A 2,097-nucleotide genomic window follows, 5' to 3' on the forward strand; every position below is an offset into this window, starting at 1 on the left:
CACCGGGACCGACGCGCTGGCCGAGACCGGGCCGCCCTCCGGAGAGGTACGCGGGCCGGGCACGGAGGCCGACTGCGACTCGCCCCACGCGCCGTCCCCGCGCTCCGGCTCGGACCCCTGGGGTTCGGCCGGCGCGGGCGGCTGGTCGGCGGGCGGCGACGCGGCGAGCGCGGCTCCGGGCACGCGCTGCTGCTGCGCCGGCAGCGGCACCGCGTTGCCGGGCGAGATGCCCGGCGCGGGAGCGGGCTGGTACGCCGGGGCGGAGTCCTCGGAGCGGCCCCACGCCTCGGCGGGCGACCACGGCTCGGCGGCCGGTACGGCCGGGCGGTCGTTCTGGTTGCCGCCCCAGCCGGCGTCGGGCGCCGGTACGGAGACGCTCGCGCGGGCCGCCGGAGTATCGACCGGTGCGGCGGCACCCCAACTGGGCTGTGCCGGCTCCTCGGCCGACCGGCCGCTCTCCTGCTGCTGCGGCACGGACGCGGCGCCGCTCCAGGCGCCGGCCTGCTCCTCGGAGTCACGCTGCTGCGGTGCGGCGGGGGCGCCCCAGCCACCGGGCTGCCGGCCTTGGTCCGGCTCACCCCAGCCGCCCGGCTGTGCCGCCTCGGCGGGGCCGGCGGCGCGGCCCGCGGCCCAGCCGCCGGAGCGGTCCGGGTCGTCGGGGCGGGCGGGCTCGTCCCAGCCACCCGGCCGGTTCTCGGCCTGCGGGGCGGGCCATCCGCCGTCGTGCTGTCCACCGGTCGGACGCCAGCCGCCCGAGCGGTGCGAGTCGTCCTCGCCAGCGGCGGAGCGGTTGTCCTGATCGGACGGCTCCGGAGTGGACCACGCGTTGTCCGGCCGGGTGACGCCGGGCACCGAGACCGCGGCGGCGGCACGGGCGGGCGGGTCGGCCGGCGGCCAGGTGGCGCCGGTCTGCTGACCCGGAGGTGCCCAGGCCGGCTGGCTCTCACGCGGCGGCCAGCCGCCGGAGCGGCCGGGGTCGTCGGCCGCGGCGGGCTGCTCGTCGCGCGGGTTCCAGCCGCCCGAGCGGTTCGGATCGTCCGGCGGCGCGGCGGTGGACCAGCCACCGGCGTGTCCCGGGGCGTCGTCGTGCTGCCCACCGGTGGGCGCGAAGCCGCCGGAGCGGTGCGGGTCGTCCGGCGGGGCGGGCGTGACCCAGGTCTCGTTCGGCACGGTGGCCGGGGCGGGGACGTAACCGGTGCTGCGGGCGGCCGGGTCGCCGGACGGCGACCGGGCCGGCTGCTCACCGGAGCCCCACCCCTGGCGGTTCTGCTCGGCGGCCCAGGCCGGCGCCGTCGGCTCGACCGGGCTGCCCGGCGGCGTGGCGGCCCACGCGGGCGGCGCCGGGTCGGCGGCGCGGTCCGGGCCGGGCTGCTCCTGAGCGCCCCACACGGGACTGCCCTGGGCGGGACCGGCCCAGGCGGGGGCGCCCTGGTCGGTGCCGCCCCAGGCGGGCTGCTGCCCACGGTCGGCGGGCGGTGGGACCTGGGCGGTGGCCCGGCCGGTCACCGGCTGGCCCGCGGGCGGGGCCCAGGCGGGGGGCTGTTCGTCGTTAGCGGCCCAGGCCGGGGCCGGCTGCGCGGGCCGACCGGCCGGCGGGGGCGGCGCCCAGCCGAGGTCGGGCGCTCCGTTGTACCCGTTGTCCTGCTGCGCCGGCTGATCGCCGTACGGCACCGGTCCGCCGGTGCCCGGCGACACCTCGCCCGGCTCCTGGCCGGGGCGGTGCGGAGCCTCGGACGTCATGGGTGCGCCTCCTCCATCACAGGTCGGCCGCCGATGCCGGTCCGGGGAACCGTCGGCATGGCTGCCGGCGTCGCCGGCGGGTACCGGCCGTGCGGGCTCCCCGCACCGTATCCGGTGGTTGCCCGGAGCCGCCCGGGGGAGCATCGGCCGTCACCGAAAGTCACCGGACGACGTCGATGAGTTTCACTTGCCCGCGTCGGCCCGGAACCACCGGTTGGCGACCGTGCCAACCGTACCGGGCGGTGCGGCGAGGTGGAATCCCGGTGCCGACCGATGCCGATACGCCGAAGACCCGCCCGGTGTCGGGCGGGTCTTCGGACTGGAGGAGGTGAGAAAGGTCTGTGGCGTCAGCTCATG

1 pseudogene is annotated in these 2,097 nt (G+C 79.8%); it reads right to left on the reverse strand.

Annotated features, from left to right (window positions below):
• Positions 1 to 1,740 (reverse strand): annotated as a pseudogene (locus KBX39_RS29720) (hypothetical protein); the annotation flags it as partial.
• Positions 1,741 to 2,097: the final 357 nt, after the last annotated feature.

The sequence above is a fragment of the Micromonospora sp. D75 genome (assembly GCF_018070405.1).
Taxonomy (GTDB): Bacteria; Actinomycetota; Actinomycetes; order Mycobacteriales; family Micromonosporaceae; genus Micromonospora; species Micromonospora chalcea.